The organism is Paenibacillus sp. NPDC058174 (genome assembly GCF_042883865.1).
Lineage (GTDB): Bacteria > Bacillota > Bacilli > Paenibacillales > Paenibacillaceae > Pristimantibacillus.
Genome location: NZ_JBHVUY010000001.1, coordinates 649,142 through 671,440, shown reverse-complemented (window position 1 = coordinate 671,440; position 22,299 = coordinate 649,142). Strand labels below are relative to the sequence as shown.

Sequence of the window (22,299 nt, the reverse complement as noted above, 5' to 3'; positions counted from 1 at the left end):
ATGGTCACCCTTTTCGTCTACGAATTACAGTACTCGTGTCTTAACACCGACATTACAATCATCGATTCATAACTTTCACCGTTGTAATAACTGTCTCTCAGCGTACCTTCATAGACAAAGCCAATAGACTCATAAATATGTCTGGCTCGTTGATTAAAGTCCTTGAGATCAAGCCATAATCTGTGGACTGGCGTTTTTTCGAATGCCCATTGAACAATGCTTTCCATGACTTCTTTTCCATAGCCTTGACCTTTAACATTAATTGCAATGCGTTTAATACACAATGCCTGGTTAGAATCCAGCAAGCCGGATAGGATCACATAACCAACCTTTTCGCCCAGCTTGTCTTCTATAATGAAATGAAGAATATTCTTATCCGTTAAAGATTCCTGGTGCTGCTCAAATGTCCATTGCCCGATAAAAGCTCTATTTTCATTATCCTTTTCCGTGTTTACTACAAAATCCAAATCAGTAATCGCAGTATTTCGAAGGGCTAGTCTATCTGTTTGAATATTCATTACCGCTCCCCCATCTCGTATGGTTTTTATAAAATAACATGAATCGCTGTTTGCGAAGAAATTATTTCATATAATTTCTAATATATCCTATAATTAAAATCACAAATATACATTCCGATGAGGTGGTATTTATGAACCCAATCCTTAACAGGATTTTGAACCAGATTGGCGATCCAGAATTATTAGATAAACTCCTTGCGTTGTCAAATGCAGATTTAAATTCTCTGCTGCTAGAGCTTTTTGAAAAACAAACGGAAAAGACTACTCCAGCGGATATATTAAAAACATTCCGATCCAACCGGTTTTCTATCCCAAGCGAAGCAAATCCAGCTAGCTTTCATGCACTAGAAGCCCAGTTATTAACTACAGCTAAAAAAATGGATATAGAAACGGTTCTGCTTTCTCCGTCAGCACCTCTTGGAAGCTGCAGCGTTTTTGGATGTGTAGACCAATATAATGTGGTAAGTGCTTTACGCGGAACGGAAACACTTTCTGATCCCTCCAACATGCTGGCCATTATTATAGCAGACAAGCTGAAGAGCAGAACAGTAAACAATGCTCCTTCCTTGCATTATGCTGCAACAGCGAGAGTTGTTAGAGCACAAGCATTTTCCGGGAGCGGCTTTACTGCTCATTTCGGCTTATTCTGCATGGTATCCTCAGGCAAAGATAATGGTTCATACAACTGTGAGATAGAACTGATTACTAAACACTTTCTGTTCTATAAAGAGTTAATCCGAGAACATTACAACGCAAGTCTATCCATTGTCATGCGAAAAAGAAGCGGATATACAGACGGAGATGGCTTCTTTACACGAATGACTGAAGTCGTACAAACCATACTCCCTGATACGATGATTACTTTTGACTATGACAATGAAGACAATAAGTACTATCAGGGTATCAACTTTAAAATTTATATGGAAAAAGAACATGAAAAAATAGAAATAGGCGATGGCGGATTTGTTGATTGGATGAATCAAATGCTCGGCAGCAAAAAGGAGCGCTGTTTAATTAGCGGCGTCGGACTTGAACGGCTGTTATTGCTGAGTGAGGATTAGCTCCATTTTTATATCAGCTTCGATATATTTGTTGTTAGCAAGTAATACTTGATGGAAACCATATTTTTCATACAAATGTATAGCTGGGACTAATTTATGATTCGTAAAGAGAATAATTTTGTTGGCACTGTGTGCTTTAGCATAATGAATACAGGCGTCCATCAATTGGTTGCCAATTTTACGGCCTTTAAATTCCTCTTTCACAGCTAACTTCGCTAATTCAAATGTCGTATCGTCAAGTTTAATCATGGCTGCCGTTCCTACTGCTTCTGATTCCGATATAGCAAAAAAGATAGTACCTCCATTATCCAAAATCTGTCCTTGCGGGTCATTCAACATTTTCAAATCAGCTTCTTCCACAGAAACATACTTTTCAAGCCATTCTATAGAAAGATTAATAAAACTGCTGTGATTCTTCTCATCCCATTCTACAATGTGAATATGATTCATTTAAAGTCACCTTCCGTTATTCTAAAACTAAAATTATAATCGCTTTGATCAGCCACTTTTGTTGTAAATACAATAAAGGGAGTATATTATATTTTTGTTGTATTTGCAATATTAATACGAGATGACCATGCTCCTTATTCAGCAGCGGGTGAAGGCTGAGAATGACGTTTGGCCATTCGTCAGCAACGCTCATATGAACAAGAAAAAACAGGCAAGAGCTGCTGATACGCCCTCTTACCTGATTAATTAGCTAACCATTCATTATTTGTACCGTGTTCTCGTTCTTTGCGCAGCTCATCACATATTTTCACGGTTGATTAGTAGACGCCTACCAAGCCTTTACCGTCTTCCCGTGTTCAAACCGTTCCAAGAGAAATGTAAGTATTCGATCCGCTGCATATTCAGGAGTCTTTAGCTGCTTCTTGTTCTCTGTGGCGGCGTGCATATTGGTATCGACCTTATTTGGTCTAACAGACATGATTTTGACATCGCTCTGTTCCATTCCAATGCTTTTCGTGAATGTTTCTAAGCCCGCCTTAGAGGTAGAATAACAACTGCCGCCTGACGACAAATTAAATGATGAGCCGGAGGAAACATTTAAAATCCTTTTCTCTGTATTCAGATGCTTCGAATACTTTATGAAACTTGCAGTTAGTATCATCGGTGTAACCAGATTGATATTCATCAACCGGGCGATTAGACTCGGATCGGTCTCCTCTATAGGCTGATTAAAATGAATGGCAGCATTATTAATTAGATACAATCCATCTACGTCAGAACTTATCTTCTCGAAAATATTTCCCATTAGTTTATCGATCTCTTCAACATCTTTCAAATCAAATTCAAAGTAGTCGATCCTCTGCTTTTCGGAATCCGCCAACGAAAGAAGTAGTTCATTCTTTTCTCTTGAAACACATATCAGATGGTGATTATCTGCTAGCAGTTTTTTGCCGATAGCTGCACCTATACCCTGCGAAGCACCTGTTAGAATAAAACATTTCACTTCTATCACTCCTGCATAATGGAAATAGCGTTTCTCAATATACACCATTTCTCCAAATAACAGGCATTATCCTCTTCGTTATAATCAACTTCCTGTCTACTCACGCGGCTGCCAGTTCCACAGCTGAACTTCACCAACCCTTAAATCTCTGATCCACGACTCCTCCCGAAGCTTTAGCAGTTCTTTGACAGGCCCGGTAATGACAACTCCATACAGCTTTACACCATGTTTGTCCACGTAATCGATCGTGTAGTCTAACTGAAGAAACGGTGCAGCTTTGGCCGCTATCCCCTTATTTTTCTGAAGCATGTATAAGGTTTTCTTGAAATACCCGTTTCGCTTCTCTCCGTCTCCATAGGCTTCGAGTGAAGGATAATGTCCGCCGCTGGACACTGTTTTTCCGAATTTCGTCTTTTTTTCCGAGTAGAAGTCCACCGTCAGATCATCTGCTTGCCAGACAGGCATGTAAGGAAAACCCACAGGATTGATAATAACTCCGCCGCTGTCAGCACGCTTCGGATCAAGCCCGGTATCCACAGCAAACCACACGGGCTCCATGTTCCTATGCTCGAATTGCTTCAGTAGCTCATCGGTTGAGAATAACCGGTCCAATGACACATATACTTCTGCCACTGTTCCCTCCGGGAGCTTCTCGAGCTTTGCCCATTCATTTCGGTCTTGGCGATCCTCTCCCCCTTTGTTAGTCTCCTTCTGCTCACTCTGAACTGCTGGCTTATAATCGGGATGATAGAAAAAAATACTGCCACCCCTATTCTGCCAAGTAATCGTTGGTGCAGAGGCTAAATTCATTAGAAAACGCATTGAAAAATCGGCTGCAGTAATTTCCTCGTCTCCGACTCTCTTATTCAGCTTGCCTGTAAAGTCCATCGTAAAAAAGGCATTGCCTGCTCCATTCACATTAACCTTCATATTAGGCTGGGATACCGCGACTGCTGATTCCACAACATTCCGGTAAGTCTCCATCCGGTTCGGTGTGCCGCTTCCGTAGAATACGCTAGTAATAATCATGCTAATTACAGCAAATATCAAGAGGACTGAAAGTAACGTAAAGACATTCATGATCCGTGCCTTCCATTTGCCCCGCCGGATAATAACGGCTTCTTTCAACGGGGCTGCCGGCATGCGATTGCGAGCGTCCCCCGCCTCTCCCCCATCACCGGAAAGCTTCTGGTTCGAATTTGTCATAACCTCCTCTAAATATGCTTGATACACCTCCATCTTTTCCATCTCACGCTCAACTTCTTCACGCTCTTCATCAGTGAGCTTGCCTTCAGCATAATTCTGTAGCTTTCGTTTGAAATCCTCACTCATTTCTGCTCCTCCTTCCGACCCTGTCCTCGTACCGCTTGCCTTGCTCGAAACAGCAAAATCTTCACATGAGATAATCCGATTTCCATAATGTCTGCTGCCTCCTGATAGGTAAGCCCGTTGAAATCAATGAGCAGCATGGCTTGCCGCTGATTTTCAGGCAGAGCAGTCAAAACCCTTCCGATCTCATTCCAGCGCTCCTGACGCAGCAGCTCATCCTCCGGAGTACGTAGATTAGTAAGCCGCTGAAAAAAGCCAGGGGCTTGCAGCGTTGTCCGGCTCTCCTTGCGCTTATAGTCTATATAAGCATTATAAGCAACCCGGAACAGCCATGGCTTCACCTTATCGTCCTGACAATTCTCCAAGTAAAGATAAGCCCGGTAAAAGGTCTCCTGCATCAAATCTTCTGCTGTATGATGGTCGTAGCAGAGGGAGCGCAAGTAGCGATAGACATCCTGCACATAATGCTCGTAAATACGATCCAGGCGGTTTCCCTTCATTTTCTCCCCCCTGTTATATTCACGGTTCAGACGAACGAAAGTTACAGCTTACCGAGAAAAAACTGAAATCGTCTATAAATTTCGGGCTAAAATGTTTCAAAACGAAATAAACTGTTTATTTTAATGGAATAGAAAGAAAGGTGTTTGGATCATGGAACTTATTTATTTACTTCGTGTAGTCATAGCTGGGCTATGCGGCGCACTAATCGGATATGAACGTAAGAACCGGATGAAGGAAGCCGGGATACGCACCCACTTTGTGGTTGCCGTAGGCGCATCTCTTATGATGGTCGTATCTAAATACGGTTTCGTAGATCAGCTCCATTGGGATAATCTGTCCCTCGACCCCTCCCGGATCGCTGCACAGGTAGTTAGCGGTGTCGGATTTCTCGGCGCCGGTATGATATTCATGCAGCGCCAGACTGTGAAGGGACTGACTACAGCTGCTGGCATCTGGGCTACAGCCGGGGTGGGGATGGCCGTGGGATCTGGCCTGTACTGGGTAGGCGGAGGTGTCACGATCATTATCGTACTCGCTCAAATTGTGCTGCACGGCAGATTCTACTCCTTAGCTGCGCCCAAGACTGACCAGCTTCTCATTCGTATCCAAGATGAGCCTGACGCCATGCTCCGTATTCAACAGTTAATTAAAGCTGAGAATATTACGATTCTCTCCTTCCATGCCGAGAGCAGTATCAAGGAAGGCGGCGAAATCGAGCTTGAGATGTCCATTCGTCTGCCCCGCTTATACGGACGGGAACAGCTGCTCACCATCATTCAAAATCTCAATTCGGTCATTTCGGTTGAAATCCATTAACTCGTGCATACCTAATAACTTAGCAATGAAAAACAAGCAAGAGCTGCGCATTCGCACTCTTGCTTGTTGGTGTTACCACCTTGTTTCTATATACTTCATGATCTGTTTAACACATTCATTCACAGACAATATGCTCGTATCTACGGTTACTTCAGAATGAACCGGCTCCTCATATGGGGAATCAATTCCGGTGAAAAATTTAATTTCTCCGGCTCTCGCCTTTTTATATAAGCCCTTAGGGTCCCGTTGCTCACATACCTCCAGCGGACATTGAATGTATACCTCTATATACGAATCTCCAATGAGAGTTCGGACCTTATCACGTGTTGCTCTGTGCGGTGAGATCGAAGCAACAATAACATGGTGATTGGCATCGAGCAAAATTTTCCCGATTTCACCAATTCTTCTTCCCACCTCAATCCGGTCTTCAATGCTGAATCCGAGATCTTGATTAATCCCCTTCCTCAGTACATCGCCGTCTAGTATATAGCAATTAGGAAGCTGCTGCTTCAAGGCATCCGCAATCGTAGTTTTACCTGACCCGGATAGACCCGTTAACCAAATTAATGGATTCATATGCCCGTTGTCCCCCTACATTCAATTGTTCCAATCATACTCCTCGCCGATTAATTCAAACAATTTACGGTTCGGATCGGTAAAATATTGTTGCAGCCACGCCAATGTATCAGCAGGAATTTCTGGTCCCTCATCGCCCTCCAGCAAATGCGGGAAGTCATTACCCGTCCAGTCCGGTATGTTCAGAAACTGACCTGCTCTAGTACAACATTCTACAGGATTCTGAAACAGCTTTTCGCTATTCATAATAAGGAACTGTTCCTTCGGAAAATATTGATACCATCTTTCCAATTGTTCCACGTACAATCCTCGCTTCAAATAGGAATAGTGCGAGCAGTTTGGACTTGAGTAACTGGAATCCATCGCCATTCTATTATAATCGTCATTCACCCTATCATGTTCAGCTAGTATCGCATCCGGAAATGACAACTGTTCTATTCCCCGCTTCACCATCATTCGATAATGAGAATATGCCCTTTGGACAGGGTTCCGAAGTACAACAATCAACTTCACGTTCGGCAGCAATTCATACACCCTTCTTGGTGTTTGCGGATGGAACAGATAGTATGGACTAGCTTCTCCTGTTATAATTCCAGCCGGCAGATTAGACGGGAAATGTCTCTTGTACCAATCAAATCCTCGGCCAAACTGCTCGTCGAAATAGTGAATTTCCTTAATTGCTGCAGCTTGAATGTTTGGATGACCGGTTAAGTGGTGATATAAAGAGGTTGTCCCTCCTTTTTGCGTTCCGATAATAAGAAAATCCGGTTTTGTAGTTGTATTATCGGTAAGTACTGCGCGAAAAGGTCCCGTTCCCACAGCTTCGGCCTGGCTTTTAACAAACTGGATATGCTGAAGTATGCTCGTTCTATCTGCATCTGGAGGGGCAATATCTAGACAGCATTCGGCATCAAGCAGGGCCTCCTTTTTCATATCCAATTCGAGAAATACGGAAGAACGTAAAATTTTAACCGAAAATTCGCTAAACCCATACTCCAACGCCTGATTAAAATAATGTAACGCCTGCTCAAAGTTCTGCTGTTGCTGGCTTCTGCATCCCATCCGATAATAATATTCCGGAACATATTCACCATTCGCACTGTTTTTCTCATAGGCTGCCACTACTTCGTATGAAGCTCCGCTCATCTTAATTCGACCATCTTCAAGCCAAATGGCCTGATCGCATATTTGTTGTGCCTGTGGCCCTGAATGGCTTACAAACACAATCGTCTTACCTTCACTTTTCAATCGAAGGATTTCATTCATGCACTTCTTCTGAAATTCAATATCACCTACTGCCAAGATTTCATCCATCAGCAAAATATCTGGCTCCAGATGAATGGCCACGGAAAAACCAAGCCGCATATACATACCCGAAGAATAATTGCGTACCGGCATGTCAATATACTGCTCCAGTTCTGAGAACGCAATGATGCTGTCTAGCTTAGCCTGAATTTCCTTACGGGTAAATCCAAGAATAGAGCCATTAAAAAATATGTTTTCCCGGCCTGTGAAATCAGGATGAAATCCCGCTCCGAGCTCTAGCAATGTTGCTATTTTTCCATTCACTTTTACTTCCCCGGAGGTAGGATGCAAAATTCGGCAGATCAATTTTAGAAGCGTGCTTTTTCCTGAACCATTTTTGCCAATTAACGCAAGGCTTGATCCTGGAGAAAGCTCCAGATTAATATCTGACAGTACCCACTTTTCCTTCTCTGAAGGCGACTCTGAACTAAAAATTCTACCCTTTAATGTATTATTCTTTCCGCTATGCATGTTGAATTTTTTATAGAGATGACGAATTTCAACTGCATTTTTCATGATGATCCTCCCCTGCATGCAGGCGTCATACTTCTTCGACCACATTTCTTTGAAGCACCGAGAAGACGAACGCTATCACTGTATTTAACACCATCAGCACCATCAGCATCGGAAGCAGCGTTCCAAAGTCTGGCCACTTCCCGTATAAAAACAAATCTCGATAAGCGTTTATTATCGATGTCATCGGATTGTAATCAAATATCCATCTGAACCGTTCCGGAATGAACGAAGAAGGAAATAAAACCGGTGTCAGATAAAAATAAATCATCATCAGTACATGGAGGATATGCTCTAAATCTCGCAAGTAAGGAACACCCAAGGAAGCCAGCATAACAATAGGAAATATAAGCATCGTTTGTATGAACAGAACGACTGGGAAAGAGAATAATGCCGTTGTAATGTGAGCCCCGCTAATCCAAAGCGCAGGAATCAGAATGACCAAAGTAAGCAAATAGTTAATTAAATTGCTGCCAATTACGGATAACGGCAGAATCTCTCTTGGGAAATATACCTTTTTCAACAGATCTCCGTTGTTTACGATACTTCGTGCTCCTTGCAGGACTGATTGAGAGAAATAATTCCAAGGCAGTAGTGCCACCAGAATAAACATCGGAAAATTAGCAATATCGGATTTCATAATCGATGAGAATACAAAGCTGTATATGGCCAGCATAAGCAGCGGATTCAGAAACGTCCAGAGGAAGCCGAGCACAGAGTCCTTGTACCTTGACCGCAAATCTTTTAACACCATGTTGCGAAGCATCTCTCTATAATTATAAATTTCCATTAACCTTCCAAATAACTCCTGCACCTTCAGAGAAGGGATAGGAAGCTGGAAGATTGCATTTAACGTATATTGCACCCCATGCCAGATCAAATAGAATGAAAAAGAAATTAGAAGCATGCATGCCGCAACAGCAAAAACATACAGCCACGGATTCCCATTGACGATATCCCAAGGGTGTCTTTCGTAAAGGAATTCCATAATTAACACATGGCTTAAATAAATACTATAGACAGATGAACTCATCAAATAAATACGTTTTGAAGCTCTAGCTGCGACAAAATCGAATCCGATTTGTTTGAACCATACAAACACTGCCGCCGCTGTTATAGCTACAGTAAAAGATATATAGTTATAAAAATAGTTCGCAAAGCTAGGAAAGGATTTAATCATCCAATACTGACCAAACAGAATGATGAAATACGAAGCGATTCCTACCCCATATAAAAGCCGCCGCTTTTTAGAATCCAAACTAGTAATCGATAAATAATAGCCGAGTAAGAAATAACCGATATACCCTGTTATTTGCGGAATCTCAGTCGCTAAATGCCAGCCTAGTATGCCAGAAATCGCCGATAGATTGGACCCAATAAAGCAGGCTGTACAAACATATAAGATTCCATGAGAAGCATGCTTAACAAACAATCGGAGCAACGGAACAAGAACGTATATTGCAATAATGATATAAACAAACCATAAATGATAATGAAGAGTATTTTCAGCAAGACCCTTTAAGAAGGAACCTAACTCAAATCGGCTTAACTCATGCCGAATCCCCCATATATAATAAATAAAGCTCCAAATCATAAAAGCTGGAAGCAGCCTGGCTAATCTTTTAAAATAAAACTGCTTTGCCGATTCATTTCTGTTCGGGTTGAGCAAGAACATTCCGCTAATCATAAAAAATGCGGGCACGCTCCATCGAAAGGCAGAATTCATAATGTTGGCCGCCCACCAGTACTTGACATCTCCTATAACGTCAAAGATTCCTATTACTGGAGCAGTTATATGAATCAACACAACCCCAATTAAGGCCGTAATGCGCAAAACGTCTGGATAGATCGATCTTGATTTCGTCATGCAACAGTTCTCCTAATTCCGGCCTTTTAGCGGTTAATGATTCGCTTCAGCAGCTTTTTACCTTGTTGAATGACATTTCTGGTCACCATTTCAATACTCACATATTTCTCAAAAAAATCGTTACTTTCTGCAAATGGATTTTCCACACGGTAAGGGAGCTCCGGAACGTCACGGAAAATAATGCGTGAATTGCGTTTCACTTTCTCTCCGCTTTGGAAAAAATCATAAGACCACTCTTCCTGACCAAGTTTCGATTGATCCGCTTCTTCCAGCTGCCTGACATAATTGTCTCGCAGGTTATACACGCAGTTGCTTAAATCTGGCACGTACTTTCTAATCATGCCTTCATTCGCACCGGAATCGAATCCGGAATAATGGAAAAACCGCAGCTTTTGTCCGTTCACTAGGTATCCGTCCGAGTAGGTTAGCTTGCGTTTGGATAAGTTCCATGGCGCAACATTATAGCCTGGATGCTTCAATATATATACATCGAAGTAGCATGGAGCAAGATCAATCCATTTCTGGTCTGTGAAGATTCCTCTTGGAATGTCATCATAGCAAAACATGGATAATCGGCTAGCCCACCATGCCGCAAACCGCTCCGCTTCCTGGGATCTCGATATAGCCAAAAATCCTAAGTTGAATACCCCATGCTGCAGTGCACTTAATTCATTATCCATGACAGCATCCATAATGTCCTCTGGATGACATAAATGCGGTGTCAGCACAATGGCATGCTCATCCAAAGCATCCTTCAGCTCAACAAGCTCATCATATACTTCAATGTCGGGATCTAAGTACACAAACTTGTTCTCTTCCGAATAACGCTCCAACATATATACAAACAGCTGACCTTTTACCGAGGTAGCGGCCTCTACGATAGAATGCTTGAAAATAAATTTGTCGAATTGCTCAAAACCGAGATCATGAGCTAACACAATCTCATCAAAGGCATCGCAAGTCGACGCCGATGGATGGATCTCCCGTTCAAGCAAGCAGACGATAAAATAAGCGTCAGGATTGGTTCTTTTAACCGATCTAGCCAGAACCATTGCCTTGGGTAAATAATTGGCACAAATCGAAGTCGTGATAATCATGGTTGCAGCTCCTCTTTAGTCAAAGATAAGTGATTGCTTTCCAAAACGTATCTAGCCTTTTCACCCGACACATAGCACTTAACCTCCTCGGGATTGGCTAAAAACGTCAGCAATTGCTCCTCACTATGAAGCACCTTACCTAACTCCGGGTGCAAATCTATAGTAGCTGCAATGTTCCCGCTTTTAGGGGATGTTAGGACCGGAACTCCCGCAGCGATAGCCTCATGAAGCGTATAGGAATAACTTTCCGGTACGATAGACCATAGCAGAACCAAATCAATCTCATGATTAATAAGGAGGTTAGTCGCCGCCATTTTGCCATCCTTGAGAAATGAATACTGATGCATGATGACATGATCCGCATAGCTTTCCTGGGAACCAACATGATGAAACTCATAGATCTGTCTCAATGATTGATCCTTGTAAAGACGCTCCCAGAACTGCCAGCCTTTATTGTCCATTCTATAGCCCAGATAAGCGATTCTTATCTTACGCTCGCTAGGCTTTGGTTTGTACACGATCGATTGCCCCGTAAATACCAAATGACCCTTAACTGTGATTTTATCGGCTATGTCGCTGTATACGGCAGAGACGGTATCTTTAACAAAAAAGGAGGGTACAACAATTTGATCTGCATGATCCAAGACGGGTTGAATAGCCTGTCTCCAATCTGATAAGTGGAGGCCATACCGGCAGCTTTGGCAAATTGCAGCTTCTTGACCGCATTCCGATGCTGCTGCAATTTCAGAAATACAGGATCTTCGATCTCCCGCTTGCTTGACACTGAATTCTGTTTTTGGCTCGTACATCATGTGATAACTGGTACATAGCACAAAGAAATCGTGAATAAACAAGGTATGTACAAAAGAAAAATGATTTTTTGTTTGCTGGTATAAGGTCATGTAATCGATTATTTGCCAATTCAGCAAGTGATGTGTATATAGCAACCTTAGTTGAATATGAAGCTTAGTTAACCAACTGACAATGTCAATGATGGTATGAAAGCCTTTAAATTGACCGTCTGCAACAACGCCATAATAGGTCCCTTCCTTCGTTGCCAGAAAAGAGTAGCTTTGGGCCGGATAAATTTGAATAACACCTACATCATTGTAAGCCAAATGTGAAGTCTGCTCATAAATGTATTTTTCCGTGCCTCCCATTGACTCCAAATAGTTGGTGTGAGATATAATCAGTGCATATTTTTTATAGCTTAGTTTGCCCGCCAGCCCTGTAGAGCGGGTAAACTTGTTATGCTGGATGGCATACCACTTCAGCATGTGTTTAGCCAGCATCTTGCCTCTTCGTTTGGAGTTTCTCGCCTTATCACCCATCCATCTCATTGGCATTGTGATTCTCCATGACATAGAGCTTTTATAAATATCAATTTCCCGGCGATATTGTTCGACTTCTTGATCCTTTTGCCTTAATAGAAGAACATGATCGTTGCTTGGAAGTTTGTTCTTTGCTTGTAAACGGGTCTGAAGTTCATCAATTTTAGCCTGAAGCTCTTGATTAAGTGAAGTCTGCTTAGCTTCAACCCTTTCTTCATAAAGCAATTCCAGCGTCTCCAGCTGCTTTTCAATTTGAGTCGCAGCCAAGCGGATTGTCGCTTCTTGCTCAACATTCAGCAATTGAAGCTCTTTGATTTGTAATTGTAAGCGCAGCTCCAGCTGTTCCCTTTCCAAACGAAGCGTTTCTTTTTCAGAAATTTCCAGTTGGAGTTTATTTTCCGTTATACGAATGACTTCATCATGCCTAGCATTCATTATCTCTTCACTAGTACGCTGCTGCTGGAGTTTCTTGACTAATTCCCCGTTCAACTGAAACGAACAACTAATATCAATATGTAGGGTAACGCTTTCTCGCAGCGGAGGCAGATTTTTGATTACCCACTGCGGATCCTCCCCATTTGTAAGACCTGTCAGCGAATCTGTTTTTGAATTCGGTATGCCTAATTCCAGAAAATCAGCGTACTCTATCGTACTGCTTTGATGGAGGTTTATCTCATCTTGTCCATCTGTAAGCATCAGTTTTGAGCAATTAATCATCGTCAGTTCTTGGGGAAGACTTACTCGCAGAACGGAACCGATAACTTCCTTAATCGTGATCTGGTAGGATTCCATTTTTCCCGATGTATCGACTGTTATGTAAGAGGACTTCTCCTCCGAGAATTGTTCATCAGCCCCGGACCAATAAAATTGAAATCGACAGCCCCGCTCGTGGTTCATTAGCGTAATAGTTTGTTCCAAGTTCTCGTATGTTCGTGTAACACTAGCGTTTACATCAGTACTATTAGAATTGTTCTCATTCTCCACGCTCAAGCATAACTGATAGATTTGCTTAATGACTGATGGTACCGATTGCGACTGCCACAGTTGGCTTGATGAATAGTTGCCATGCCTTAATCCGCCATTAGGTAATGAACCCATCAAATCCCGCTCAGTCTCATTGAAGGGGATGTTCAGAAAATGGCTGATCCTCTCTCCCATTGCAACAGGTTGTTCAATCAAACGATCATAACTGACGACTAAACGTCTTTCATCGATTGTATAGTATAAACTGGACATGACGTACAAGTTCCAGAGCGCCATTGATTTCTCGTTCGTAAATCTATCCCGTTTATACAGAGAAGCTGCAACATTCAATGGATTACGCAAACAAATAATGTAAACTGGCTCTACATTCAACTCTTGAAATACAGATTTCCATAGCGGCAACAGCAAACAAGTTCGCGGATCCTTAAATCCCCATACAGCATAGTTAGAGAAATTGCTAGCAATAATATCTTTCATTCTTGAACGGTAAGACTGCAATTCTTCTGACAACCACCATTCTGCAGGCAATGGCTTAGTAGTATCCCATGATGAAGACAAGCTGCCAAGCAATTTTTCGTGAATATCTACGATATCTGAATGCTCCCAGAAGCCTTCAGGATTGTCTTCGCGCGGACTGATCATTTGCTCGTCTCGACCTATATAAACGCCTAACGCTTTTATAGTTTTAGCTAGTAATGAAGTCCCGCTTCTATGCATTCCTAAAATAACGATAGCCTTTGATCTCGCCAACATGTATGCACCTCTATCAGAATGGATAGGAAAAAATTACGCTGTATATTTCGAGCTATTATTCAATTATATTTGTTATTTATGTCGAAAAATAGCTATAAAAATAATTTATATTTTTATTCAACATGAAAAAAAGCCAACCTCATTCGATTAGCTTTTCGACCTGCTTATGGTACGGCTTCCCGACCTTTAGAACAGCTATTGCAGCTGAGATAAGGATCATCCCCATAAAAGCAGGTGCAGCATGGTCAAGCGCTATATAGATTTGACCTCCGATGACAGGCCCAATTATCCTTGCTAGAGCCTGAATCGATTGGCTGCCGCCTTGAATCCGTCCTTGTTCACTGGCATCGACGGATTTGGAGAGCATTCCATTAAATGAAGGCCCAAAGATCGAATCGCCGAAGCCAAATAAAAACACACCAGCAATTAATAGAGGATAGAATGCGAACAACGCAGATAGCGCAATAAGACAATAGCCCATGATCTCCGAAACCATTCCAAGGATCGCGATCTGTTTGTCTTTAAGCTTTAACAAAAGCCTCGGCATAATGAGGCTCTGTGACAGAATGTCTTGAAATCCCATAATCGAGAACATAAGTCCGATCAGTACAGGCTTCCAATTGAAAGTATCCACTGTTAATTGCGAGAAAACCGCTTGCAGAGCTCCATTAGGTATCCATAGCAAGAATGCTGCGATAAGCAGCCGATTTATATTTTTCATGGTAAGCAGGTTTGCAAGCTGTGCAAATGGATTTAGTCTTACAAAGCGAATCTCTTTCAGTCTATTGTTCTTATTAAGACTTTCCGGCATAAAAAAGTACCCGTACACAACATTCAATAAAGTAATAATAGCACCAAAATATATAGGGGCAGCGTAATCAATCTTGGCAAGCAATCCGCCTACCGTTGGTCCAATTATGCTGCCTAAACCGGCAACCGCACTCACCCATCCAAAGTATTTGGTTCTCTGTTCAGTTGGAATGATATCGGCAAAATAAGCGAAGATCGTACTTATACTCCCGCCTGTTATACCTTCAATTATGCGGCCGGCAAATAGTATCCATATAGCTCCTCCTATGCCGAAGACGAAATATCCGATTGCAGAACCAGTGAGACAGATTAAGAGTAAAGGGCGACGGCCATATTTGTCGCTCAACGCTCCCAGCGCAGGAGCCGCAAAAAACACGCAAACTGCATAAATAGAAGTAAGCAGCGTAACAACAATTGCTTGCTCTCCGGGATTGCTGGTATAGGGCTGTACTAAAAATGGGACGACAGGTGTTATGATGCTGAAGCCTAGCCCGCACAGAAACACTGAGATGAGACCAAATAGCAAGGCATGTTTATCAACGGTTTGTTTGTTGTTATGATGCGAGTTTAAGATGGACATACGGATTCACTCCTGAAAATTTAGTTTCCTATTCAACAAAATACTATATTCATTTTGTTTCCCTGTCAACAAATAATCAAGACTAAAAAGGCAGCCCCTCTCAATAAGAGCGGGCTGCCTAGGTTTCCATTCTAATTTTATCTATTTATTCTGACCTGATATCCGCTTTCTTGATTTCTTCATCCAAATGGCTGTTATACTTCGCTAAGAAGCGAAGCATCGTGTCAAACTGTTTGTCCGTTACCTCTTCAAATACAACTTTATCCCGTTCTTGAAACTCCTTGTGCAGATCCTCATGAATATTATAAATGACTTTCCCTTGCTCCGTAAGCCTGAAATAAATTTCTTTCTTGTTATCTGACTTCTGGTAGCTTTCGATAAGGCCTTTTTGTATGAGCTTTTTAGTGAGTTTACTTATGGCGCCGCGAGTCATGTAGAAGGCGTCAGCAAGCTTCGTCACATTGGAATCGGCGTTTTTTTCAATATATTCCATGCAATGTACCTCTGAAGGCTTGTAGCCCTTCAGACTTTCTTCCATCTTATCTTTGTTAAGCAGAACTATTTTATTATATAAGTCCCTGAAACCCTTCATGACCTGATCTTCCTTATTCATGGCTTGTCCTCCCGAACGATCATTCATAAACTTTATTATACTAAATTGTATACCTTGACCGTTGGCAAAAGCAAAAAAAAGTGATTGCGAAGGCAACCACTTTTTTGTGATATTCCATTATTCTATCCTCTATGCTGGAGGAATGCTCTGCGGATTGTTAAACACATTTTGAGGGTCATACTTCGCCTTTACTCTCTTCAATCTTGCATAGTTTTTACCGTAATACACCGGCCCCGAATTTTTAATGCCTTGATCCGGAACGTTAATATACGATCCCACGATGTACGGCTGCAATTTGCGGCGGGTTTCACGGACTAAGGCGATGTTTCGAGCTGCATTGGATTGCTTAACCCATGAGCTGTTCCATTCGACATAATACTTTGCTTTACGCCAGTAAAAGGCAGTTGCTCTTGGCGCGACACGGCTGATCGCACCGCCCCAGTTCAGGAAGAAGAAGCCTGCTGGCGTATTCCCCTCCGCCTTTTCCAAAAACGTACGCATCGCTTTGATTGCTTTATCCGGGAATGGACGTCTTCCGAAGCCGCTAGAAAACTGATTGCTGAATTTTTGAGGGAGTATCGGATCGGGTGCTAGCAAAAAGCTTCTCGGCACTTTCGCATAAGGCAGCTGCTGAATCGTTTTCGTCGTAGGCGTACCTACGCTTGTAATCGGCTCTAATAGGCGAACCGCCTCGGCTTTTGAACCTAGGAACAGCCCGATCATCGTGACATTGCCGCCCTTTTTAGGGCCGATATTCAATTCAGTGCCCAATCTGGTGTCGACTGAAGGGGCCCATCTTTGCCACTTCTTAACCACCTTCTCGAATTGCTCCCATGGCCAGATGACCCGGAATATGGTTGCAAATGCCGGTGCGCGTAGCACCTTGAGCTTATATTTCGTGTAGATCCCAAAGTTGCCGCCGCCACCGCCGCGGGATGCCCACAGCAGGTCTGAGTTCTTTTTACGATTCGCGACAATAACTCTTCCCTTGGCATCCACCATTTCCAACTCAATCAGAAGATCGCTGATTAAGCCGGTCGTCCGCCCCAGCGGTCCGATACCGCCGCCAAGTGTAATGCCGCCGATCCCAACCGACGGACTGTCACCAAATGGAGCAATATAGCCTTGATCAGCCAGCCTTCTTACGATACGTCCGACACGATTGCCGGTTCCGACCGTTGCCGTTAAGCATTTCTTATTCAGCTTAATCTTATTCATATCACTTACATCAATGACAATGCCGCCGTTGACCTGTGAAAGGTTGCCTTCCAGAGCATGCCTTCCGCTTCTTGGACGAATAGGAACATTGTTCTGACGAGCCCACTTGATTGCATTTGCCACATCTCGTGTTTTTTGAGCAAAAACAAAAACTTTAGGAAAGCGATTCGTATGGGGGTCCCAGTTTTTACGCGCTGCATCATAACCAGGATCTCCTTTGAAAATGACTCGCCCTGTAAGTTTTGTTTTGGATTTCATGCATCCAACTCCCTTGAGTTATTTAACAAATGAAGTCCAACAATTAGGCAGTAACCATGTATATTATGAATAAACACAACTAGAGGTATAGGCAAGTGCTGATTAGCTATGAGCAAAAAAAATCAGCGCTGCCTCTTTTGCCGGCAACGCTGATTTGTAATAGAACCTGCTGAGCGGTATTCGATTATAATCAAAGGCCGATTTTATGCCTCCGAGATGCTCGGGTACGCTTATTTTTGTGCCGTTAATGCAGATCTCCGGCGCATGGACAGGGATAGGATAGCCGGGATAATTGCAAGTGCGACGCCAATTCCGCCAAACCAGCCGACCGCCGTAAGCGACATGTTATCTACAATGACACCTCCAACTACAGCCCCTACTGCCATACCCAGCTGTACGATCGAATTGTTCAAACTAAGGATGATACCCGAAGCTTGAGGAGCCATGCTAATTAAGTTACCCATCTGTACTGGCCCTGTGAACCAAGCGAAAAAGGACCATAGCATCAGCAAAGGCAGAACGAACAGGGTCGAATGGGATAAAGCCGTCAGTAAAAATAATATACCGGAGTGAAAGATCAAGCCGCCAATCATCGTGCGGGGAATGCCCCATTTATCTACACCATAGCCGCCAACTTGGGAGCCCAGCAAACTGGCAAGCCCAAATGCAAACAAACCAATGCTGACCATCCGCTCGCTCATGCCCGTAACGGTCAGAAGGAACGGCGTGATATACGTGTACAGAATCATATAACCAAATATCCAGAAGAAACCGATGGACAGCGCGATAGAAATTCGAGGATTTTTCAACAAAGCCAGCTGCTGACGAATCGGAACAGGCGCCTCTCCTTCCGATTTCGGAATTGTAAGCATCAGGATGAACATTGCGAGCAAGCTGAGCAATCCAATTCCCGTGAAAATAATTTTCCAATCATAAGAGCCTGCAATGATTCTTCCAAGCGGAACGCCGAGAATAAGGGCGAGATTAAAGCCTAGGAGAACGGTAGCAATAGCGCTGCCCTGTTTGCCAGGACGAGCGAGCTTGGCTGCAACAGTCAGGGCAACAACCATAAATACCCCTGTGCTTATCGCCAGTATAATTCTTGCTCCAAGCAGCATAGCGTACCCGCTGGTTAAGACCGTAATCAAATTTCCAATGAAGAATAAACTCAATGCCCATAACATTAGCTTTCTTCGATCCATTCTCGCAGTTACTGCAATTAATATTGGGGTCCCTATAGCATAAGCAAGCGAATAGACAGTGACCAGTTGTCCGGCGGCCGCTAGCGACACGCCTACATCACTTGCCAACATATCCAAAATACCGGAAATTACGAATTCTGAAGTTCCGACTAAAAAGCTGATAATGGCTAAAATATAAATTTTCATACTCAATGTGGTTCTCTCCTTTTCATTTTTACAGTTCTACATCTGTAGAAATCTGTTTCAAAAAAAATAACTGCTCCTTACTATTCGTCTGCCTGCTCCTTTAAACGTTTCGGTCAGATGCCTGAAGGGCAAGCTCTTTCCGGACAATAGGCGCTACTTTGGTGCCGAGAAGCTCAATTGTATGCAATAAATCGCGATGCGGCAGTGTACTGAAATCAACGTACATCATAAACCGGGTCAAGCCTAGGTTTTTGTTCAGCAAGATGATCTTCTCTGCCACATATTCAGGATCTCCGACGTATAGAGCGCCTTGAAGACTGCTGGCTGCATCGTACGTGTCACGAGTATAAGGCTGCCAGCCCCGCTCCCGTCCAATATGGTTCATTTGAGCCGCCATGACTGGGAAATAACGATCTGCTGCATCTTGTGCCGTATCTGATATAAAACCATGTGAATGTGTTGCAATCTGCAGCTTGTTCGGATCATGACCTGCTCTCACGGCAGCTTCCTTATAAAGCTCCACTAAAGGCGCGAACCTCTCCGGCATTCCGCCCAGAATGGAGAAGACAATCGGAAGTCCCAGCAGGCCGGCTCGTATAGCTGATTCCGGGTTTCCCCCTGAGCCTATCCATACTGGCAAGAGCTCCTGTTGGGCACGAGGATAGATGCCCATGTTGTCAATTGCCGGGCGATGACCGCCGCGCCAGGTCACCTTCTCCGAAGAGCGAATTTTCAACAGCAGTTCCAATTTCTCTTCGAATAATTCTTCGTAATTCTCCAAATCATAACCGAATAGCGGAAACGATTCGATGAACGAACCCCGGCCGGCCATAATCTCCGCTCTCCCGTTCGAGATACCGTCCACCGTTGCAAAATCCTGGTATACCCGTACCGGGTCGTTCGAGGATAGTACGGTTACTGCGCTTGAGAGCCGGATCCGCTTCGTTGTTGCGGCAGCTGCGGCCAGAATGACGGCTGGCGACGAGCTGGTGTAATCGATTCGATGGTGTTCACCTATGGCATAGACATCAAGGCCGACTTGGTCTGCTAATTGAACTTCTTCAATCGCTTGACGCAGCCTCTCGGCATGCGATACACCGCCATCTGCAGGACTTGCATGAAGGAATGTGCTGATACCAATCTCCATTGTTTTTGTTTGACCGCTCATCGTTATTCTCTCCTTTTTCTTATCTATTCGCATTTTGGGCATAATCCGCCCATCGTTTCTACAGTTCTATATCTGTAGAAATCATGATTAAAAAAATTTACGCCAGCAAATAGGGCGCAAATTTTTCCGCAATTTCACGATTCACGTTATAGTGAATAAACGACCCGCTTTTACGGGAATCGATTAAGCCAGAATCCGTCAATTGCTTCAGATGATGCGATAGTGTCGAGCCTGCAACCGATTCAAGTTTTTCTCCGATGGCACTAAAACATAAATTACTCTCTCTAGTGAGCAGTAAAGCGATTTTTAGCCGGGTAGGTTCACCAAGAGCTTTATAGACTTTAACCGCATGCCCCATATCATCTTGAATGTTCCCCATTATGATCACCTCCCCTTAATCTGTTCAGCAGTTCTATAACTATCGAAGTCAATATTATCACCATGATGTTCAAAAGTAAAGAGGGGTCACGAATTGCATTTTGAAATAAAGAAAACCGTTCCTCAGTATTTCGGGGAACGGTTCGTTATTTTCGTAACTGCTGCACAATCAATACCCTCCAAATTGGATTTCAACATTCGTAGCTGTTTGTGGAAGCATTCGTCTTGTTCATACTCTCTTTTTGTAAACTCTCATTGCAAAAAAATAAGCAACAATCATAATTCCAACGCACCAGGCGAGCGCGATCCAGATGTCATTGCCCGCCTGCTGGCCCGACAGTAATGCACGGATGGATTCGACGATCGAGGTCACCGGCTGATTCTCAGCAAAGACACGAACGACGGTTGGCATCGATTTGGTTGGCACAAATGCGGAACTGATAAACGGCAGGAAAATCAAGGGGTAAGAGAAGGCGCTAGCACCGTCGACAGTTTTTGCAGATAGTCCAGCTATAGCTGCTACCCATGTCAAGGCTAACGTAAACAGAGCGAGTATTCCGGCTACTGCAAGCCATGGCAGCACTCCCGCTGAAGAACGAAATCCCATGAGCAGCGCGACAAGGATGATGACGACTACAGAGATAGCGTTGGATACAAGCGAAGTAAGCACATGACCCCAAAGCAAGGCGGAACGTGAGATCGGCATGGTCTGAAACCGCTCAAACAGGCCCCGTTGTACATCGGTAAACAGCCGGAAAGCAGTATAGGAAATTCCGCTGGCAATCGCCATCAGAAGAATTCCAGGCAACAAGTAATTCACATAGTTATCTGCTCCGCTTTGAATGGCCCCGCCGAAAACATAGACGAATAGCAGCAGCATCGCGATCGGCGTGATCGTAACTGTAATAATGGTATCCATACTGCGGATAATATGACGCATGGAGCGTCCAAGCATGACGCTTATGTCGATAAAGAAATGTTTCTTTGTCGTCTCCACTTATTTCGCCTCCTGTTTGCCGATGATTGCGAGGAAAATTTCCTCTAACGTCGGTTGTTTCTCCACATACTCAACCTTTGCAGCCGGAAACCTCAGCTTTAGCTCTTGAAGTGTTCCACTCGCTATAATTCTGCCTTCATGTAGAATCGCAATGCGGTCAGCAAGCTGTTCCGCCTCCTCTAGATATTGTGTCGTGAGAAATACTGTCGTCCCGCCATCGGCAAGCTCTTTGACAATTTTCCATACTTCGATCCGGGCCTCGGGATCAAGTCCCGTTGTTGGCTCATCCAGGAAAATAATCTGCGGGTTTCCGATGATACTCAAAGCGATATCGAGCCTGCGCCGCATCCCTCCAGAGTAGGTAGACACTCTGCGGTCTGCAGCATCAGTCAGCCCAAAGCGTGTTAACATTTTGTCCGCAACCTGGCGCGGATTATGGAGGTATCTCAGCTTGGCAATCATGATCAAATTTTCCCGTCCGGTCAATACTTCATCCACCGCGGCAAACTGGCCGGTTAGACTGATCCTCTGGCGCACGTGATCGGGCTGCGAAGAAACATCGAACCCGTTAACAGCTGCTGTTCCGCCGTCTGGTTTGAGCAAAGTGGTGAGAATCTTCACAACCGTCGTCTTGCCTGCTCCATTAGAGCCAAGGAGAGCGAAAATGCTGCCTTTTTCCACCTCGAAATTGACGTCCTTCAGCACCTGAAGCTCCTTGTAGCTTTTTTGCAATCCTTTTACATGAATCGATTTGGTTGGCACAGTTTGCACAGTTGGCATAGGAT

20 protein-coding genes are annotated in these 22,299 nt (G+C 43.6%); 2 read left to right on the top strand and 18 right to left on the bottom strand.

Annotated elements, in window-relative coordinates; translation table 11 throughout:
- Positions 1 to 17: 17 nt before the first annotated feature.
- Positions 18 to 518 (bottom strand): GNAT family N-acetyltransferase, encoded by a 501-nt coding sequence (locus tag ACFVVF_RS03025; protein WP_387805267.1) that lies wholly within the window; start codon positions 516 to 518, stop codon positions 18 to 20.
- A 131-nt stretch (positions 519 to 649) separates the two neighbouring features.
- Here ACFVVF_RS03025 and ACFVVF_RS03020 point away from each other — a divergent pair, with 131 nt between their 5' ends.
- The gene (locus tag ACFVVF_RS03020) at positions 650 to 1,579 is read left to right on the top strand and encodes a hypothetical protein (RefSeq protein WP_387805265.1); all 930 of its coding nucleotides are present in this window, start codon (positions 650 to 652) and stop codon (positions 1,577 to 1,579) included.
- Here ACFVVF_RS03020 and ACFVVF_RS03015 read toward each other — a convergent pair.
- The 4 genes from ACFVVF_RS03015 to ACFVVF_RS03000 all read right to left on the bottom strand — a co-directional run bounded on the left by ACFVVF_RS03015 (position 1,559) and on the right by ACFVVF_RS03000 (position 4,861).
- On the bottom strand, positions 1,559 to 2,029 hold the full coding sequence (locus tag ACFVVF_RS03015) for a GNAT family N-acetyltransferase (RefSeq protein WP_387805263.1): 471 nt from the start codon (positions 2,027 to 2,029) through the stop codon (positions 1,559 to 1,561). The two genes, ACFVVF_RS03020 and ACFVVF_RS03015, sit on opposite strands and share 21 nt — an antisense overlap.
- 328 nt (positions 2,030 to 2,357) lie before the next feature.
- Positions 2,358 to 3,080 (bottom strand): SDR family NAD(P)-dependent oxidoreductase, encoded by a 723-nt coding sequence (locus ACFVVF_RS03010; protein ID WP_387805261.1) that lies wholly within the window; start codon positions 3,078 to 3,080, stop codon positions 2,358 to 2,360.
- Positions 3,081 to 3,128: 48 nt separating this feature from the next.
- Positions 3,129 to 4,364, bottom strand: coding sequence for an anti-sigma factor (locus tag ACFVVF_RS03005; RefSeq protein ID WP_387805259.1), 1,236 nt, complete (start codon positions 4,362 to 4,364; stop codon positions 3,129 to 3,131).
- Complete coding sequence (locus ACFVVF_RS03000) at positions 4,361 to 4,861, bottom strand: sigma-70 family RNA polymerase sigma factor (protein ID WP_387805257.1); 501 nt, start codon at positions 4,859 to 4,861, stop codon at positions 4,361 to 4,363. Before ACFVVF_RS03000 ends, ACFVVF_RS03005 begins: the two co-directional genes overlap by 4 nt.
- Positions 4,862 to 5,009: 148 nt before the next feature.
- Here ACFVVF_RS03000 and ACFVVF_RS02995 point away from each other — a divergent pair, with 148 nt between their 5' ends.
- The gene (locus ACFVVF_RS02995) at positions 5,010 to 5,678 is read left to right on the top strand and encodes an MgtC/SapB family protein (protein ID WP_387808781.1); all 669 of its coding nucleotides are present in this window, start codon (positions 5,010 to 5,012) and stop codon (positions 5,676 to 5,678) included.
- Between the two features lie 72 nt (positions 5,679 to 5,750).
- On the opposite strand, the gene cysC is transcribed toward ACFVVF_RS02995, so the two are convergent.
- The 13 genes from cysC to ACFVVF_RS02930 all read right to left on the bottom strand — a co-directional run bounded on the left by cysC (position 5,751) and on the right by ACFVVF_RS02930 (position 22,294).
- A complete protein-coding gene (cysC, locus tag ACFVVF_RS02990; protein WP_387805255.1) occupies positions 5,751 to 6,254 on the bottom strand; it encodes an adenylyl-sulfate kinase in 504 nt (167 codons plus the stop codon).
- Positions 6,255 to 6,275: 21 nt separating this feature from the next.
- A complete protein-coding gene (locus ACFVVF_RS02985; protein WP_387805253.1) occupies positions 6,276 to 8,075 on the bottom strand; it encodes an ATP-binding cassette domain-containing protein in 1,800 nt (599 codons plus the stop codon).
- A 25-nt stretch (positions 8,076 to 8,100) separates the two neighbouring features.
- Entirely contained in the window at positions 8,101 to 9,939 is a 1,839-nt protein-coding gene (locus ACFVVF_RS02980; protein ID WP_387805251.1) for an acyltransferase family protein, read from the bottom strand.
- Positions 9,940 to 9,965: 26 nt separating this feature from the next.
- Complete coding sequence (locus tag ACFVVF_RS02975) at positions 9,966 to 11,036, bottom strand: hypothetical protein (protein ID WP_387805249.1); 1,071 nt, start codon at positions 11,034 to 11,036, stop codon at positions 9,966 to 9,968.
- Positions 11,033 to 14,104, bottom strand: coding sequence for a sulfotransferase (locus tag ACFVVF_RS02970; protein WP_387805247.1), 3,072 nt, complete (start codon positions 14,102 to 14,104; stop codon positions 11,033 to 11,035). Before ACFVVF_RS02970 ends, ACFVVF_RS02975 begins: the two co-directional genes overlap by 4 nt.
- Positions 14,105 to 14,243: 139 nt before the next feature.
- Positions 14,244 to 15,494 (bottom strand): MFS transporter, encoded by a 1,251-nt coding sequence (locus tag ACFVVF_RS02965; protein ID WP_387805245.1) that lies wholly within the window; start codon positions 15,492 to 15,494, stop codon positions 14,244 to 14,246.
- A gap of 145 nt (positions 15,495 to 15,639) precedes the next feature.
- Entirely contained in the window at positions 15,640 to 16,107 is a 468-nt protein-coding gene (locus tag ACFVVF_RS02960) for a MarR family winged helix-turn-helix transcriptional regulator (RefSeq protein WP_387805243.1), read from the bottom strand.
- 129 nt (positions 16,108 to 16,236) lie between these two features.
- Complete coding sequence (locus ACFVVF_RS02955) at positions 16,237 to 17,583, bottom strand: FAD-binding oxidoreductase (protein WP_387805241.1); 1,347 nt, start codon at positions 17,581 to 17,583, stop codon at positions 16,237 to 16,239.
- A 230-nt stretch (positions 17,584 to 17,813) separates the two neighbouring features.
- Positions 17,814 to 18,971 carry an MFS transporter gene (locus tag ACFVVF_RS02950; protein WP_387808778.1) on the bottom strand — a complete coding sequence of 386 codons (1,158 nt, stop codon included), beginning with the start codon at positions 18,969 to 18,971 and terminating at the stop codon, positions 17,814 to 17,816.
- Positions 18,972 to 19,071: 100 nt separating this feature from the next.
- Positions 19,072 to 20,139, bottom strand: coding sequence for an LLM class flavin-dependent oxidoreductase (locus tag ACFVVF_RS02945; RefSeq protein WP_387805239.1), 1,068 nt, complete (start codon positions 20,137 to 20,139; stop codon positions 19,072 to 19,074).
- Positions 20,140 to 20,236: 97 nt separating this feature from the next.
- Entirely contained in the window at positions 20,237 to 20,518 is a 282-nt protein-coding gene (locus ACFVVF_RS02940) for an ArsR/SmtB family transcription factor (RefSeq protein ID WP_387805237.1), read from the bottom strand.
- Positions 20,519 to 20,746: 228 nt separating this feature from the next.
- Complete coding sequence (locus ACFVVF_RS02935) at positions 20,747 to 21,514, bottom strand: ABC transporter permease (protein WP_387805235.1); 768 nt, start codon at positions 21,512 to 21,514, stop codon at positions 20,747 to 20,749.
- Positions 21,515 to 22,294 carry an ABC transporter ATP-binding protein gene (locus ACFVVF_RS02930; RefSeq protein ID WP_387805233.1) on the bottom strand — a complete coding sequence of 260 codons (780 nt, stop codon included), beginning with the start codon at positions 22,292 to 22,294 and terminating at the stop codon, positions 21,515 to 21,517. It lies immediately after the preceding gene.
- Positions 22,295 to 22,299 lie beyond the last annotated feature (5 nt).